This is a genomic window from Pseudoalteromonas sp. S3785 (assembly GCF_005887365.1).
In the GTDB taxonomy this organism is placed as follows: Bacteria; Pseudomonadota; Gammaproteobacteria; order Enterobacterales; family Alteromonadaceae; genus Pseudoalteromonas.
Map to the genome: position 1 here is coordinate 66,361 of NZ_PNCT01000090.1, position 14,965 is coordinate 81,325.

Consider the following 14,965-nt stretch of genomic DNA (forward strand, 5'->3'; position numbering starts at 1 on the left):
AAAATGGCCAGTAAAACTGGCCATTTTTTATTTGCAGTTTGCTTTATCACACATTTCTTCTAATTCTATTTTCGCTTTACTATTACCTTGCGCTATTGCATGCTCGTACCAATACTTTGCTGTTTTTATATTTTTAGTTACGCCTTGGCCATCTCGATACATTTGCGCAAGATTTAGCTGCCCCCATTGCGAGCCTGCATTTGCGGCAATAGTAAAACTCTCAAGCGCATCGCTATACTGTCCGTTTTTAAAATACGTAATGCCTTGTTGGTTATTTTTGTCGAGCTTTAAACCTTTATATAGCGGTTTAGGTTTTGGCGGAAACATAACAAACCCACCATATAAACTATTTGCCGAGGGGCGCAGTACGTCGTAAATCACCCCGTCGTTGTAAAGTCTTTTTACTTCGCTACGAGGCAAAGTAATTTTGTCAGCTGAGAAGTAACCTCTTTGTACTAATAAGCTGGTACGCATTGCAGTCGTAATGCCGTTGTTACGCTTATAACTGTAATTACTTACCTGAAAAGTTATAAACTGCTCGTCAAAACTTAAAACTTGCGCAACTTTTAAGTTAGTCAGTGTCCATGGCTCATGAGTAAATTTATCGGCGTGTACTAAATACGTGTCGTAGGCTTTAGGATTCGTTAAGTAGCGTTGCTTTTGCGCTTGCGCTGCAGCGTGTTGTTGGTAAAAAAACAGCCCCACCCATAACGCTAAAAATACCCCTATAAAGTATTTAGGAAGAGTGACAATTTCAAAAACAGGTAACTGCTTTAACTTTACAGGCGCATTATGGCCGCATTGATAGCATTCGTATTTATAGTTTAGCGCTAAAGGTATAACAGGAATAACCGTAAAGCGTAAAAAACGACTTTGGTTTATTAGATGATAGGCGCGGCTATGGCAATTAGGGCAGCACTGCGTTTTTGCAAAATAAGGAAATGACTGACTCGTATTGAAAAGCAACATACCTACACACTCCTTGTTTTGTTTTATTTATATAAAGGTAAAACAAGGAGTGCGTTTATTAAAGCGACAAACTGTAAGTAAGTATGTCAGTTATTATTTTGTGTCTGCTTTAGGCTTAATAGTGGTTTTTGCATCGGCGGCCATTAGCGCAAACACAGCGTACGCAGCGGTATTTTGGCGCAGTTTAGCAGGTGTTACTTTATCGAGCGTGTCATCAGCTGTGTGATGGTAATCAAAGTAATCTGTGCCATCTTGAGCTAACTCAAATATAGGTGCCGACACCGCTTTTTTAAATGGAATTAAATCCGGCCCGCCGTTGGCTTGGTTTTTACCAATGTACTCAATGTTTAATGGCGCCAGTTCTTTTGCTATAGCACGTACTACTGGTAGTGAAGCTGCATCTACATTCGACTCAAAACCATATACTACATCGGCGCCAAAGTCCGACTCAGCAGCTGCAACTATATTATGTAAATCGTTTTTATGTTGTGCAAAGTAAGCTTTTGCTCCCCAAAGGCCAAGTTCTTCTGCTGCAAAAAGCACAACGCGAATACTGCGTTTAGGGCGTTTAACATCGCTAATGTGTTTAGCCGCTGCCATTGTTAGCGCAACACCTGCACCATCATCTAATGCGCCAGTGCCTAAATCCCATGAGTCTAGGTGGCCACCAATTAACACATATTGTTCTGGGTTTTCGGTGCCATTAAATTGGCCTATAACGTTATAGCTTGTGCCTTCTCCTAGGCTTTGTGTTTGTACATTTATATTAACTGTTACCTTTTTGTTTAAAGCCACTAAGCGCGCTATTTGATCGGCATCAGGGTTGGCAATGGTGACGTTGGGTATTTTTTTAACGCCTTCTTTATAGTGGCTGCCTCCTGTGTGAGCAAAACGGTGGTGAGCTGTACTCACTGAGCGCATCATGTAAGCAACCGCGCCTTTTTTCGCGGCCTCAACGGCACCTGTGCCACGTGCTTTTACAGCAGGGCCATAACCGTTGCCATCAATATGGCGATTCATTCGATAATTAATATAGGCAATCTTACCTTTTAAACTATTTGCTGGTGCTGCAATTAGCTCATCCAATGTTTCAAACAGTACAACCGGTGCGCTAATACCATCTTTAGGTGTGCTTACACTGTTACCTAACGCAGTTAAATGCAGAGGTTGCTCACTTGGGGTGAGTATTTTTCCGCTTTCGCTGTAACGGCGCCAATTTGGAAAGGCTGCCTCTTCAAGCCATACTTTATCAAAACCCAATTCGTTAAATTTTGCTTTAGCCCACGCAACTGCTTTTTTATCGTTTTCAGTGCCGGGTAGGCGAGGACCCACTTCTGTTGTGAGTGATTCGAGTAGCTCGTAGCTTAAAGGGCTTTTAAGCGCAGCACTGCGCACTTCATCAACCTGTTGTAATTGTTTAGCGGTGAATTCTGCACTTGTTGCATGAGCAGTTAAGCTGCTAGTTAGTAAAAGTGCTGTAATAATTTTTTTCATATTGAGTAAGCCTTTTTTTAATTACGTGCATTAGAGCATTTTTTGAAGGCTTTAAAAAATAGATGAGATGAATGTAGTAGGGTTTTTAATAGGCATTAAAAAGCCCGCACAATCATTATTGTGCGGGCTTTTTAAGTATAAGTTTATAACTTAAAAGCTAAATTGAGCTGCCAGGCGTACATTTGTGCCTTCGCCAATAGTTACATTACCATTACCGCCGCCACCTAAGTAATCAGTATCAAATAGATTTTCAACGTTAAGGCGAAGATTTATATCGGTGTTACTCATGTTAAACTTATAAGTTGCACCAACATCTATACGTGTATAGGCATCTTTGGTAATAGAATTATCGCTATCTGCAAAGCGTTCACCTTCATAAAAAGCACCGGCATTAAACGCAATGGTGTCGTTTAACTCATAGCGTGTCCAAAGTGATGCAGACCATTTAGGGGCATCGGTAGGTCGTTTACCTTGTAGATTTTCGTTCGCTCTTTCATAGTTAGCATCTAAATACATTGCAGATGCCATAACAAATAAACGGTCAGTTGCTGCACCTTGTGCTGCCATTTCAAAACCTTTATGACGCTGTTCACCAACTTGGTTTGTTTCAGTGGTAATTGAGCCGATAGGTGTTTCAAGTTGTTCTGTAACTAAGGTTCCATTTTTACTTATATCGAAAATAGCACCGCTAAGCATTAAACGCTCATCAAATAGCTGCCATTTAATACCAAGCTCTCTTTGTTCAGAGGTGATAGCATCTATTTTCATACCAAAGTTGATATCTTCTTCGTTAGTAATGGTTTCGTTTTGTGGCTCAAAACCTTCTGTATAACTGGCATAAATAGTTGCAGATGCATTCGGGTGATAAAGTACGCCGAATTTAGGCAAAAACGACTCGTTATTTTGTCCTTCACGTGTTTGCTTATCAAAGCGACCGCCAACAGACACTTGCCATTGTGGTGAAAAAGTAATTAAATCTTGGGCGTATACACCGTAGTAGTCATATTCAGTTTCGCTTTTAGTGAGATCAGTTTTATAGCTGACATCTGGGCGGGCAGGTTCATTTTGGCCTGCTGTAAAACTAAATGAATCAGCAGATGTGCGTAGTTGACCATAATAGTAGTCAAGCGAGTTCGCACCGATTAGAAATTGGTGTTGTATGCCAGCCGTTTCAAATTCACCAATAAAATCAATAAATGCAGTGGTGAATTGCCAATCATCAAAACGATCGTATGGGTTCGAAGTGTATGTATTCGTTTGTGAGATGTAAGAATTTCGACTAGGAGATGACTCAAAACGCTGGCGCTCAAATGTTTGCTCGTTGTAACCAAGCTTAACTTGCCAGTGATCGTTTAAGTAGACTTCAAAATCTACGCCTAAGTTTTCTACCGTTATGTCGGTAAACGCCCAAGACATATCGCGAATGGTTTTCTCATCGCCAATCACATTGGCGTTGTCATCTATCCATGCACCTGTATCAAGGCCTGCTTCGTCGTCTGTGCGGTCGTAATGCACGCGTACTAATGCGTTGTCACTTAAATCGTAATCAACAATTACAGCGCCTAAAAAACGGTCGCGTTCACGGTTTTCGCCGTTTTGATATTCGCGCCAGTAATCCACATCTTGTTTTACTAAAATACCGCGTGCACGTAAATCTTCAGCGTCGGTAAGTGCACCAGCTGCGTCTAGCATAAAGCGGGTAGAGCCGTGTTGGTCTACATCTGCGCTGGCGTTAAATAATGTAGTTGCCGTAGGCTTTTTTGTCACCATGTTAATCAAGCCACCTGGGCCTGATTGTCCGTATAAAATACTTGATGGACCTTTAATAACTTCTACTTGTTGTAGAATTTCAATCGGTTGCTGGTAGTGAGACCAATGTTGGTGTCCGTCGCGTAAGTAGCCTGTCGATGAGCTAAGTTCAAAGCCGCGTAAGTTAAATACTTCACGGTTACGTTGTTGAGAGCCGGCAGTTAAACTTGCATCGTTAGTAAGTACTTCGCCAAGGGTCGTTGCTAATTGCTCGCTAATGATTGTATCGCTAATAACAGTGACTGATTGCGCTGTTTCTAACAATGACGCTGATGTTCTCATTGCTCCGTTGGCGTTGTCGACTTTGTAGTCGTTAAAATAACTACCTTTAACTTCAATTCGCTCTAAGTCAGTAGGTGCGGCAAAGGCGCTTGTGCTAATGGCACCAACAAGTGCTACGTACAGTGAGTTTAGTTTCATCAATTACATCCAGTGTTAGGGTGTTAAAATTTTTCGAGGATCTTAATGAAAACTAGTATCATTTGCAACTTTTTTATTAACAAGGATTAACGCATCGTAAAATAATGCACATCGGGTATTAATGGTTGCCTAAGCTGAATTCTGCTATTATGGAGCTCATATTTTGGGGCTAAGCCCTGTGTTGTTTTATTATTTTGGAATTTATTGTGACTTCTACTGCATTTTCATCTTTGGCTTTACCTGCTGGTTTAGTTGATAATTTATCAACACTTGGCTACTCGCAAATGACGCCTGTACAAGCGCAAAGCCTGCCACCTGTACTTGAAGGTAAAGACATTATTGCACAGGCAAAAACCGGTTCAGGTAAAACTGCTGCTTTTAGTTTAGGTGTGTTAGCTAAATTAAATGTAAAACGTTTTCGTATTCAATCGCTTGTACTTTGTCCAACGCGCGAACTGGCCGAGCAAGTGGCAGTAGAAATGCGTAAACTTGCCCGCGGTATTCACAATATTAAAATATTAACGCTATGTGGTGGTGTATCAATTGGCCCACAAATAGGCTCGCTTGAGCATGGGGCGCATATTATTGTGGGTACACCTGGGCGAGTGGACGATCATATTCGCAAAGGTACACTGCGTTTAGACGATGTTGAAACGTTAGTACTTGATGAAGCAGATCAAATGCTTGATATGGGCTTTCAAGATACCCTTGATGCAATTATTGAGTGTATACCGCAAAATCGTCAAACGTTGTTATTTAGTGCTACCTTTCCGCGTGCAATTGAAGCGATTGCAAAGCGCGTATTAAAAAATCCAGAGATGATAAAAGTAGAAGAAGAGCAAGAAAAAAGCACTATAAAACAATACTTTTACAAAATGGATAACAACAAACAACGCTACTCAACGCTTAAATTATTGCTACTTAAATTTACACCACAAAGCTGTGTTGTTTTTTGTAATACCAAGGTAGAAACACAACAAGTTTGTGATGATTTAGCAAGCGAAGGCTTTAGTGCCGTGGCGCTTCATGGTGACTTAGAGCAACGTGATCGCGAACGTACGTTAATTCATTTTGCTAATAAAAGCGCGTCAATATTAGTGGCAACCGATGTAGCTGCGCGTGGCTTAGATATTGACGACATGGACATGGTAATAAATTACCATTTAGCACATGACCCACAAACCCATGTGCACCGTGTAGGACGCACAGGCCGAGCCGGTAAAAAAGGGATTGCATGCTCTATTTACGGTGATGCTGAACAGTTTAAAGTGGCGCAAATTGGTGACCATTACGAACGCGACTTTTTGCCAGAACCAATGCCTGCCTTTAGCTTATTAGAAAAGCCGCCTTACAAGCCAGAAATGGTCACGCTAATGATTGATGCCGGCAAAAAGCAAAAAGTGCGCGCGGGTGATATTTTAGGTGCGCTTACTGGCAAAGAGGGAATTGCAGGCCGCCAAGTCGGTAAAATAAATGTACTTGATAACGTTGCCTTTGTAGCGGTAGAGCGTAATGCATCAAAACCTGCACTGCGTAAATTAACCGAGGGCAATATTAAAGGGCGTAAAATTCGTGCCCGTCGCCTTACCCGTTAATTAGGTGTTTTGAGCAGCTAGCTTTAGCTGCTCATACTCGGCTCTTACTTGTCTAAATTTACATGCACTTCCAGTTTGCTTATCTGGATGATGTTTTAATGCCAATTGCCGCCAGCGCTTTTGTAGCATAGCTAAGTTAAAGTTTGGCGGTAATTGCCAAGCTTTAATTAATGGCTCAATATGCACAACTGGATGCTTTATTAGTGGGTTAAATTGCTGCCAAAAACTATCTAATAATGCCTCAATGTCTTTGGCACTGGTGTCGTAGTTTTCCCAGTTTAAATAGTAACTTTTTAAATGGGATGGCATTGCTACATTGCTACTTGGCTCTGCAAGTTCAATATGTAATGACGATATAATTAAGTGCTTGGGTAATAGCTGTGTTTGCAGCTCAAATAACGCATTCATAATTAAAAAATTCTTTTTAAATAAATTTTGCTCAGGGTTAACATCTAAAGATGGTAACACCCCTTGTTGAGCGAGCGTTGCGGCTAAGGTATGAACTTTCCAAACTGGCTGAGTTAAAAGTAACTCAAAAATCTCATCAATCAGGGGGTTAAGCATTGTTTGCGCTCGTTTTGTTGTGTATCTTCAATAAAGATTACACTGACTAAAGCTAAAGTTTGAAGGAATAATATTATGCTAGGCAAATTGAAGTGCCTTTTATTTGTTTTATGTTGTGTGTTCATACTGCCTAGCTTTGCTCAAAATAGTGTATCTTTATTTGATGAATTTAAAAAAGAGCAGCAGTGGGACGTAAAACTCACGCTCGGTAATGCGCTGCTTGAAGCAAAAAATATAACAGAATCTCAAAAGGTTAGTGTGTATTCTGAACTTGCCGATTTAGCCTTCTCCTCAGATGATTTTGAAAATGCTCTGCTGTACTTTAAAAAATTAGAACAGCACACCTCCTCAAGTTACTTGCCAGATATGCATTTTAGAGCCATTAAAATGCAAGGTGTAGTGTTTTATTTTCAGGGATATTTTCAGCAAGCTATTGTTGAATATAGCCGCGCCATGGTAATTGTTGAAAAAAACAATAAGCAAGTAGAGCTTGCAAACCTGCTTAGTAACATTGGTTTAGCGTACTTTGAAATGAATAATATGGAGCTGACGCTCGAATATTATTTAAAAGCAAAAGAGATTTATGAAAAAAAGGGCAGTGCGCAAGACCAAGCTGACATTTTGCTAAATATAGCAGGGGTGTACATTAGATTATCGCGTTATGAAAGCGCGATTTTATTTTATAAAGAAGTACTTAAAGTATATCAAAAACTAGGTGATACCAGCGGTATAGCGCAAGTTAACAATAATTTAGGCGTTGCTTACTACGAAAGCTCACAATTTGACTTAGCACTGCACTATTATCAAATGGCGTTGCGTTACTACATTTCTACCAATGATTATAATAAGTTATCTACCCAATATACTAATTTAGCAAACATTAATTTAATTCTTAATAACGTGGATGTTGCTTACGAGCAGGCTAAATTAGGGGTACAAAATGCCCTTGAAATTGCGAATCACAGTTTAGAGCTTAACGCCTTACATGCACTGGCTAAAATACAATTTGTGAGAGGTGAGCTTGCTGATTCGCAAATAAGCTTAGATAAAGCCACCGATTTGGCCACACAATATAATAGTGTGCGTATAAAGCGCGATGCTTTTGGCACGCGTTCGCTTTTAGAGGCTAGCAAAGGCAACTACGCTGAGGCATTAACGCTTCACGAAAAGTTTGTAGCAGAGCAGCGTGGTATTAATAGCGAAACAATCACCAGTGCTTTAGCAGTATTACAAAACCAATTTAAAGCGACTCAGTTAAACCAAGAAATTCAGAAGCTCAAGCAAGAGCGAAAAGTACAGAAATTAAAAATGAGCCAGCGCTCGCAGCTCACAGTTTTTATTTTTGTTTTATTATTTTTAGTGATTGTTACTGGCACCGCGCTTTATCGTCGGGGTGCCGAAAAGCGTGCCAAGCAGTTATTAAAGGAGCAAGTTGCGCAGCGTACGGCAGAGCTGCAAGCTATAGCTCAGGAGCTACGAGAAGCTAATGATGTTAAAAGCCAGTTTTTGGCAAATATTAGCCATGAAATTAGAACCCCGCTCACCGCTATTTTAGGCCAAACAGATGATTTAATTAATGGTTTGTACGAGCCTGAAAACCTACAAGATGAATTAAAAATAATTCAGCGACATAGTGATCATTTAAAAAGTTTAATTAATGATGTGCTTGATTTAAGCAAAATAGAAGCAAACAGATTAGAGCTTAATATTTCGTGCTTTGACATAGTGCAGCTAGTTAGCGATGTACATGCTATGTTTATTTCGCAGGCTAAAGCGAAGCATTTGCAAATTCGTTTTGATAACCATGTAGGTAATGCGTTTTATACCAAACTCGATTTAATGCGGGTAAAGCAAATACTCATCAATTTATGCGCTAACGCTGTTAAGTTTACTCAGGCTGGGCAGGTAGTTGTGTCTTTGAACAAAACTGAGCAAGGGCTTGTTTTTATAGTTAAAGATACTGGTATTGGCATGAATTCATCGCAGCTAAAACAAATATTTGAATGCTTTAGCCAAGCCGATAACAGTATTAGCCGTCGCTTTGGTGGCACTGGGTTGGGGCTTAGTTTGTCTCAGCAGCTGGCCTCTATGATGGGAGGGTACATTAGCGTTCAAAGTGAGTTTAAACGCGGGAGCCAGTTTTCGCTGTTTTTACCCTGTGTAGAGGTTGAAAAAGAGCGAGATGAGTACGAATATGTAACCTCGTCTAAACGGGTTAAGCAGTTAACTGGTCGTGTAGTACTGGCTGAGGATCACCCCGACAACCGTAGACTCATAAGTCGTTATTTACGTTCTATGGGGCTTGAGGTTATAGCGGTAGAAAATGGTGAGCAAGCGGTTGAGAAGTGCCTTCAAATATACCCAGATTTAGTGCTACTGGATATACAAATGCCTATTATGGATGGCCGTGCTGCATTTTCATTATTACAAAAGTGCGGCTTTCAAGCGCCTATTTTTGCTTTAACTGCCAATGCAATGAGTCATGAAGTCGATGATTATCTTGCGCTAGGCTTTACAGGGTATTTAGGTAAGCCGTTAGATAAAAACGCTTTTTATAACACGCTTGCTAAACATTTGGATGAAGCTGCTAAACAAGAGCCACCATATACAGCTCAGATAGATATGAGCGACTTAGTAACAAGTTTTAAGCAAAGTTTCACGTTTGAAAGCGAAACCATAAATCAGCATTATAGTAGTAATGACTTAGAGGCATTACAAAAAGACAGCCATCGCATTTTAGGGGCAGCGCAAATGTTTGCGTTAGACGATATTGCCAAGGCCGCTAAAAATCTCGATATGGCTTTACTCAATAAACAAAGCCAAAGTAAAGAACACATTCAAAAGCTTGTAGATGAATTACAGTGTGTACTTAAAAAATATAACGAAAGTTAATTATTCTAATCGTGTTAAGTTATTAGACATTTATAGCGACAGATAAATAGAGTGGTAAGAAGGCATGAATTTTGACACGAAGTTGCTCTACATAAGAAATTTATAACGCCATTAACGCTTTATTTAGCATGCTAGAAAGGCTAAATATCTAAGTTGATTGGTATTGCCGTTTAAATATAAAAAAAGCGCTCTAGGCGCTTTTTTTATATAACGAAAACGCGCTTATTGGCGTTTCATCGAATCGAAGAATTCATCGTTCGTTTTGCTCATAGAAAGCTTATCAATTAAGAATTCCATAGCATCAATCTCTGACATTTCATGAACAATCTTGCGTAAAATCCATAGCTTTTGTAGCTCATCTGGTTTAGTAAGTAGTTCTTCACGACGCGTACCTGAGCGGTTAAAGTCGATGGCAGGGAATACACGCTTTTCAGCAATCTTACGATTCAAGTGTAGTTCCATGTTACCGGTACCTTTAAACTCTTCGTAGATAACTTCATCCATTTTTGAGCCCGTGTCGATAAGTGCTGTAGCTATAATCGTTAAGCTACCGCCTTCTTCAACATTACGTGCAGCACCAAAGAAGCGCTTAGGCTTGTGCAGTGCATTAGCATCAACACCACCGGTAAGTACTTTACCTGATGAAGGGATAACTGTGTTGTAAGCACGTGCTAAACGGGTGATTGAATCCAATAAGATAACCACATCTTTTTTGTGCTCAACCAAACGTTTTGCTTTTTCAATCACCATTTCTGCAACTTGTACATGGCGAGAAGCTGGCTCATCAAACGTTGATGCAATAACCTCACCTTTAACAAGGCGTTGCATCTCGGTTACTTCCTCCGGACGCTCATCAATAAGTAAAACCATTAATGTAACATCTGGGTGATTGTGAGTGATTGATTGTGCAATGTTTTGCAGTAGCATTGTTTTACCCGCTTTAGGCGGTGCTACTAACAAACCACGTTGGCCACGGCCAATTGGTGATGCTAAATCAAGTACACGAGCGGTAATGTCTTCTTTACTGCCGTTACCGCGTTCCATACGAAAACGTTCGTTTGCATGTAGTGGGGTAAGGTTTTCAAAAAGGATTTTAGTGCGAGAGTTTTCAGGTTTATCAAAGTTAACTTCGTTTACTTTTAGTAAAGCAAAGTAACGTTCGCCGTCTTTAGGTGGGCGAATAAGGCCTGAAATAGAATCGCCAGTACGCATACTGAAACGGCGAATTTGGCTTGGAGATACATAAATATCATCTGGGCCAGCTAAGTAAGAGGCTTCTGATGATCTTAAAAAACCAAAACCATCTTGTAAAATCTCTAGTACACCGCCGCCGTAGATGTTCTCTCCGCCTTTGGCATGTGCTTTAAGAATGGCAAAAATGATATCTTGCTTTCTTAAGCGGGCTACGTTTTCGAGCCCCATGGACTCAGCTAAGTTTACAAGTTCTTTTATAGACTTGTCTTTTAATTCGCGTAAATGCATATTGGTGGGTTCTTTATTACAATTGTCATACTCAAAATCGCTTTGATAGTTGAGTGAGGTTTGTTGAATATAACTAAGGATTAGTTGGCTTTATAAACTAGCAGTTCACTGGCACAGCGTCCAGTCTTTATACAAAATAAACACAAAAAAAGGGCAAAAAAGCCCTTTTTTTTCATTTTTACTTAGATATTGTTTTCTAAGAACTCAATAAGTTGAGTTTTAGAAAGCGCACCAACTTTCGTTGCAGCTACTTGGCCATCTTTAAAAAGAAGTAGTGTAGGGATACCACGAATACCAAACTTAGGTGGTGTGCCTGCGTTTTGGTCAATGTTTAACTTGGCAACTGTTACACGGCTATCATACTCATCAGCCACTTCATTAAGGATAGGGGCGATCATTTTACAAGGTCCGCACCACTCAGCCCAAAAATCTACTAGTACAGGCTTGTCTGATTGTAATACGTCAGCTTCAAAGCTATCGTCAGTAATTTGGATTATTTTCTCGCTCATTGCGCTCTCCGATTTAGTTAGGCGAAATATTTAGTGCGTATTTAAACACTCTTGTTTCTTATTGCAAGTTTAAACGTTATGCTTAAACGCTATGACTAAGACACATTTGACCGATAAAAAGTTTTCAGACTTTGCTATCGCACCGGAAGTGGTTGCCGGTTTAACCGAAAGTGGGTTTGAGTATTGCACACCCATTCAAGCAAAATGCCTACCTTTTATTTGTGACGGTCGCGATATCGCGGGCCAAGCACAAACGGGTACGGGCAAAACGTTGGCGTTTTTAACTGCCACGTGCCATCGGTTATTACAATCTAGCAAAGCACCTAGTAAACATCCAAGAGCCCTGATCATGGCCCCGACTCGGGAGCTTGCGATTCAGATACACAAAGATGCTAAAATTTTAGCGCCGCACTGTAATCTTAACTTAGGTTTAGTATATGGTGGCGAAGATTACGAAAAACAACGTGTACAATTAGAAAAAGGCGTTGATATTTTAATTGGTACTACAGGTCGACTAATCGATTTGTACAAGCAAGGCTGTTACACCCTTAACGAAATTGAGGTAGTTGTGCTTGATGAAGCCGATCGTATGTTCGATTTAGGCTTTATAAAAGATATTCGTTACATGTTCCGCCGTATGCCAGATACAGCAGATAGACTCAATTTATTATTTTCTGCCACGCTTTCTTATCGCGTGCAGGAGCTTGCCTTTGAACATATGACTAACCCTGAACACGTTCAAATCGAGCCAGACGTAAAAACAGGCAAGCGCATTAAAGAAGAGCTATTTCATCCTTCTCAAGAGGATAAAATTAAGCTGCTATTAACTTTAATTGAGGAAGAATGGCCGGATAAGGCCATCGTATTTGCCAATACCAAACACAGTTGTGAGACAGTATATGCCTGGTTAAAAGCCGATGGTCACCGTGTAGGTATGCTCACTGGTGATGTAAACCAGAAAAAACGCCAATCTATATTAGCGCAATTCACCAAAGGTGAATTAGACTTTTTAGTGGCAACTGATGTCGCAGCACGTGGGCTACATATCCCTGAGGTAAGTCATGTATTTAACTTTGACCTACCGGATGATTGTGAAGATTACGTTCACCGTATAGGTCGTACTGGTCGTGCCGGCGCATCAGGCCATGCAATTAGCTTTGCATGTGAACAGTATGCTTATAACTTACATGAAATAGAAGAGTATATAGAGCACAGCATTCCTTTATCACATTATGATAAAACCGCATTGCTAGATGATTTAACAAAGCCTACTATTCAAAGAAAGCGCAACTATTCTACAGGCCCACGTAATCGTAGTAATAATAACGGACGTCGCCCGAATAATAGTTACCAAAAAGGACGGTCGTAACTTGGCCGTTACTGTACGTAGTAGTAACTAGAGGTTTTTGAACGGTGGGGCAATTTAAACCGCAAAAAAATGTGTATGCAGTCATTGATTTAGGCTCAAATAGCTTTCATATGCTAATTGCTAAATCAATTGCTGGCGGCCTACAAACTATAGGCCGCGTTAAACGCAAAGTAAGATTAGCAGCAGGGCTTGATAGCGAAAATGTATTAAGCTCTGAGGCAATGCAGCGAGGTTGGGAGTGCCTTGCACTTTTTGCTGAGCGCCTACAAGACATTCCAAAACAAAATATCACCATAGTAGCAACTGCAACACTTCGACTTGCAACGAATGCCGATGTTTTCAAGGCGCATGCTGAGAAGATACTAGGCCATACGATTAATGTAATTAGTGGTGAGCTAGAAGCACGCACTATATATAAAGGCGTAGCACACACTTCATCGTGTACTGGCAAACAACTTGTCATTGATATTGGTGGGGCAAGTACCGAAGTCGTTATAGGTAAAGGTTTTGAGGCACTGCACTATAAAAGTTTAAATATGGGATGCGTCACATACTTAGAGCGTTACTTTAAAGACTGTCAACTAAGTGAAGCAAACTTCAATGCCGCCATTAAAGCTGCTCATGAAGTGATTGACGAAATTGCGCCAGAGTATAAACAAGCAGGGTGGCAAATAGCATCAGGTGCCTCTGGTACGGTGCAAGCGATTCAAGAAATCATGGTTGCGCAGGACTTAGATGATCTACTTACATTAGAAAAGCTAAATAAAATAAAACAGCAATCGATAGCCTACAGTACGATTGCTGCACTTGACCTGCCTGGGTTAAGTGAAGAGCGCAGGTTAGTTTTTGTGTCAGGCCTTGCTATCTTAATAGCGTTATTTGAATCACTTGAAATTGAAAAAATGGGTTTAGCTGGCGGTGCACTTCGCGAAGGTGTACTTTACAGTATGGTACCTGAGCTTCATAACAACGATATCCGTAAACGTACAGTGGATGGGTTTATGGACCGGTATCATGTTGATCAAAAGCAAGCGAATCGAGTATCGAGCTTAGTTATTCAATTGGCAGAGCAGGTAGGTGAAAGCTGGCCGCTTGTTAGTGAAAATGCCTTGCCGCTTTTAAAAGCCGCAGCGCAACTTCACGAAATTGGTTTATTGATAGAGTATAAGCAATACCATAAGCACACAGCCTACATTATAGAAAATACCGATATGCCTGGTTTTTCACAATCCGAACATAAAGTGATTGCTGCAGTTGCAAGCGCACATCGTTCTGATATCCAAAAAGGAAGCTTCAACGTTCTAGGTGCGCATAGTACGCTTACCCAATACTTAGTTAGGCTATTAAGAATCGCCGTAATATTATCGATGCGCCGACAAGATGACGTACTTCCTAAAATAGAGTTATCTGTAGAAAAAGACACATTAGACTTAAAGTTTGCCAATAACTGGTTAAAAGAACACCCGCTTATGGCTAGTGAGCTACAACAAGAGTCAAAACTGCAAAGTAAACTCGGTTGGAAACTCATCGTTAACTAATATAAAAGGCCTGTAAGGGCCTTTTTAGTGTTTAAAGTAACCACTTTGCTTTAATTTCATGCGAACAGTCATTTATTTCAAGTTTTCTTAAAAAAAGGGTTGATCTGTTTTTGGATCTCCCTATAATGCGACCCCACTGAGACGGCAGAGCGCAACGTATAGCGAGGCACGAGCTAATCAGTGAGTCGAGTAAAACTTAGTTTTAAAAACTTTCAAGTTTAACAAAATTAAGTGTTGACAAAAAAATAGGAAGGCGTAACATGCGCAGCCCTAGCGAGATAAAGCAACGCGCTTTAATCGCAACGTTCTTTAACAATATAAAGC

General features: G+C 40.4%; 10 protein-coding genes. 4 read left to right on the forward strand and 6 right to left on the reverse strand.

Annotated elements, in window-relative coordinates; translation table 11 throughout:
- Positions 1–27 precede the first annotated feature (27 nt).
- The 3 genes from CWC17_RS18045 to CWC17_RS18055 form a co-directional block, all read right to left on the reverse strand.
- Positions 28–969 carry a tetratricopeptide repeat protein gene (locus CWC17_RS18045; protein ID WP_138614447.1) on the reverse strand — a complete coding sequence of 314 codons (942 nt, stop codon included), beginning with the start codon at positions 967–969 and terminating at the stop codon, positions 28–30.
- A 93-nt stretch (positions 970–1,062) separates the two neighbouring features.
- A complete protein-coding gene (locus tag CWC17_RS18050) occupies positions 1,063–2,463 on the reverse strand; it encodes a M20/M25/M40 family metallo-hydrolase (protein ID WP_138614449.1) in 1,401 nt (466 codons plus the stop codon).
- A gap of 150 nt (positions 2,464–2,613) precedes the next feature.
- Positions 2,614–4,692 (reverse strand): TonB-dependent siderophore receptor, encoded by a 2,079-nt coding sequence (locus CWC17_RS18055; protein ID WP_138540529.1) that lies wholly within the window; start codon positions 4,690–4,692, stop codon positions 2,614–2,616.
- Positions 4,693–4,898: 206 nt separating this feature from the next.
- Here CWC17_RS18055 and dbpA point away from each other — a divergent pair, with 206 nt between their 5' ends.
- Entirely contained in the window at positions 4,899–6,287 is a 1,389-nt protein-coding gene (gene dbpA / locus CWC17_RS18060) for an ATP-dependent RNA helicase DbpA (protein ID WP_138614451.1), read from the forward strand.
- Here the strand turns inward: dbpA and CWC17_RS18065 are convergent, their stop codons facing one another.
- Entirely contained in the window at positions 6,288–6,851 is a 564-nt protein-coding gene (locus CWC17_RS18065) for a DNA-J related domain-containing protein (RefSeq protein WP_138614453.1), read from the reverse strand.
- A 75-nt stretch (positions 6,852–6,926) separates the two neighbouring features.
- On the opposite strand from CWC17_RS18065, the gene CWC17_RS18070 reads away from it, so the two are divergent.
- Entirely contained in the window at positions 6,927–9,743 is a 2,817-nt protein-coding gene (locus tag CWC17_RS18070) for a tetratricopeptide repeat-containing hybrid sensor histidine kinase/response regulator (protein ID WP_138614455.1), read from the forward strand.
- A gap of 222 nt (positions 9,744–9,965) precedes the next feature.
- Here the strand turns inward: CWC17_RS18070 and rho are convergent, their stop codons facing one another.
- Together rho and trxA are read right to left on the reverse strand one after the other, a co-directional pair.
- Positions 9,966–11,225 (reverse strand): transcription termination factor Rho, encoded by a 1,260-nt coding sequence (rho, locus tag CWC17_RS18075; RefSeq protein WP_055015905.1) that lies wholly within the window; start codon positions 11,223–11,225, stop codon positions 9,966–9,968.
- Positions 11,226–11,407: 182 nt separating this feature from the next.
- On the reverse strand, positions 11,408–11,734 hold the full coding sequence (gene trxA, locus CWC17_RS18080; RefSeq protein ID WP_055015906.1) for a thioredoxin TrxA: 327 nt from the start codon (positions 11,732–11,734) through the stop codon (positions 11,408–11,410).
- 91 nt (positions 11,735–11,825) lie between these two features.
- Here trxA and rhlB point away from each other — a divergent pair, with 91 nt between their 5' ends.
- Entirely contained in the window at positions 11,826–13,103 is a 1,278-nt protein-coding gene (gene rhlB, locus CWC17_RS18085; protein WP_138614457.1) for an ATP-dependent RNA helicase RhlB, read from the forward strand.
- Positions 13,104–13,147: 44 nt separating this feature from the next.
- Positions 13,148–14,641 (forward strand): guanosine-5'-triphosphate,3'-diphosphate diphosphatase, encoded by a 1,494-nt coding sequence (gene gppA / locus CWC17_RS18090; protein ID WP_138614459.1) that lies wholly within the window; start codon positions 13,148–13,150, stop codon positions 14,639–14,641.
- Positions 14,642–14,965 lie beyond the last annotated feature (324 nt).